This is a genomic window from Sulfuricurvum sp. PD_MW2, assembly GCF_002633015.1.
GTDB lineage: Bacteria > Campylobacterota > Campylobacteria > Campylobacterales > Sulfurimonadaceae > Sulfuricurvum.
Genome location: NZ_NSIU01000065.1, coordinates 1 through 1904, shown reverse-complemented (window position 1 = coordinate 1904; position 1904 = coordinate 1). Strand labels below are relative to the sequence as shown.

Here is a 1904-nt window from a genome sequence, read left to right as displayed (position 1 = left end):
GAATAGCAATAATCATGAAAATAATGATTTTGAGTGAAGGTTTGAAATGGCAACATGTAGAGGGTGTGGGAAAGTTTTTAGTGTTTTAGACATGACAGATGGTTTGTGTAAAAGTTGTATTAGTCCTGAAGCCATTTTATATGCTGAAGCTCAAAAAGAACGTCAACAAAAAGAAGAAGCTGAACAAGCAATAAAATTAGAAGCACTTAGAGTAAATAAACCAAAACTTCTAGCTTCTATTTTTATAACTACTGAAACAACAGTTGATTTACCGATTATAAAAAGAATGAATGTTATATCTTCACAATGTGTTTATGGTATGAATATTGTGAAAGATATTTTTGGTATGTTTAGAGATGTTTTTGGTGGAAGGGTGGTTTCAATTGAAAATGGTTTAAAAGATGCCCATCATCAAGTTATTGAAGACTTGAAAGAACGTGCTTATTTGATGGGTGCTGATGCGGTTATCGCTGTCAAAGTTGAACATACATATAATAACGCTTCAGGCGGGAGTATTCTTTCGGTATTTGCTACAGGTACAGCGATAAAAATAAAAGATGCAACTATTCCATGCTACGAATGTGAAAAACCTGTTTTAAAATCAGCTTCTGCTTGCCCTAATTGTGGTGCACCAACAGGTTTTTAATTATATAAAAAAGGATTTTTATGGCATTAATTAATTGTGAAGAATGTGGAAAAGAAATCTCTGATAAGGCAAGTATATGTCCGCATTGTGGTGCACCAGTTGAACATGAAATAATTGCAAAAAAACAAGAAGAATTAAAACATCAAAAAGAGCTTGAATCTCAAAAACAAGAAGATGAGCTTATCCGTCAAAAAAAGTATAAAGAAGAATTAAAAAGACAAGAGACTCCTCTTGCCAATTCGGCTAGTATTGCTATAGGATGGTTATTTGGTATTATATTCGTTATTGCTGCTTTTGGTACTTTGATATCAGGCAATATATTAGCTGGTTTTTTTTATTTGGTAGCTTCATCTTTCTTGCTCCCATCAATAAGAAAGATTGTTTATGCAAAAACTAATATTACCATACAGCCTAACTATAGAATAGCATTAGTACTGTTTGCCGTGGTATTGGCTGGAATAGCTATAAGTAGTGCTGAATCTGCAAGAGTGGAAGAAGCTAAACAAAAATTTGAGCTTGAACAAGCAGCTAGAGAAGTTGCTCAAAAGGAAAAAGAGCAAAAAGAATTCAAAGATAACAAAGAAAAAATTTTACAAGGAATCAATGATCAAATTAAAAGTAAAGCTTTTAAAGATGCTCTTCCTACATGTAATACATACATGAAATTAGGAGATAAAGATTTAACTCCTTTATGTACAACTGTTAAAACTGAAATTACAAAAATCGAGCAAAAAGAACAAGCGGAACGAGTTAAAAAAGAAGCGGCTGAAGCTGCAAAAGCAAAGGCTAAAGCAGAAGCTGAACTAAAAAAATCCATGGGTGAGAAAGCATGGAAATTTCATAATAAGCATCCTTCATGGAGTACAGACGAATGTAAAGGAGTTGCTAAACATCAGTATTGGATTGGTATGACTACAGAAATGATGGTTGCTTCCTTAGGCAGACCTAATACAGCTAAACCATCGAATTATGGAAGTGGTAGACAATGGCAATATTGTTATACTGATGGATGGTTCCAATGCTTTTATGATAGCAATGATGATGGCATTATTGATTCATACAATTAAATCCAGAAAAAAACTATAAAATTTTTCCGTCTCCCTATGGCGGAAATTTCATCTTCTCTATAAAAACCTCCCCCGTCTTATCTTTTAATTACCATCTTTATGTAAGCAGAAAATTTATCTTTTGAGTGCTAGTAATTGCTTTATTAGGCATATTATAGCTAGGGGCATTAGCAAGTAAATCATATAGGAAG

The 1904-nt window shown here is 33.1% G+C and carries 2 protein-coding genes; both read left to right on the top strand.

Annotated features, from left to right (window positions below; all coding sequences use genetic code 11):
• Nucleotides 1–46 precede the first annotated feature (46 nt).
• Nucleotides 47–646 (top strand): heavy metal-binding domain-containing protein, encoded by a 600-nt coding sequence (locus CJD30_RS11610; RefSeq protein ID WP_294919329.1) that lies wholly within the window; start codon nt 47–49, stop codon nt 644–646.
• Between the two features lie 20 nt (nt 647–666).
• The gene (locus CJD30_RS11605; RefSeq protein WP_294919326.1) at nt 667–1713 is read left to right on the top strand and encodes a zinc ribbon domain-containing protein; all 1047 of its coding nucleotides are present in this window, start codon (nt 667–669) and stop codon (nt 1711–1713) included.
• The last annotated feature ends 191 nt before the right edge of the window (nt 1714–1904 follow it).